This window comes from Corynebacterium sp. HMSC062E11 (genome assembly GCF_001811845.1).
In the GTDB taxonomy this organism is placed as follows: domain Bacteria; phylum Actinomycetota; class Actinomycetes; order Mycobacteriales; family Mycobacteriaceae; genus Corynebacterium; species Corynebacterium hesseae.
In genome coordinates this window covers 1-218 of the sequence record NZ_KV806778.1, presented here as the reverse complement: position 1 = coordinate 218, position 218 = coordinate 1, and the positions used below count along the sequence as shown (strand labels likewise).

1 rRNA gene is annotated in these 218 nt (G+C 53.7%); it reads right to left on the bottom strand.

Annotated elements, in window-relative coordinates:
* Positions 1-28 precede the first annotated feature (28 nt).
* Positions 29-147: ribosomal RNA gene (gene rrf, locus HMPREF2822_RS01980) — 5S ribosomal RNA — on the bottom strand.
* Positions 148-218 lie beyond the last annotated feature (71 nt).

Sequence of the window (218 nt, the reverse complement as noted above, 5' to 3'; positions counted from 1 at the left end):
TTGTATTGAGTTGTTGTTTGTTGTTTGGTGTCGGCGGTTTCTTACTCTCCCACAACCTCCCGGTTGCAGTACCATCAGCGTTAGCAGGCTTAGCTTCCGGGTTCGGAATGGGTACCGGGCGTTTCCCTGCTGCTATAGGCCACCGACAAACACTTAGGGCAACGGCTGGTTGCTGGTGTTGTGTCAGATACTGTGTAGTGGACGCGAACACGGCAGTG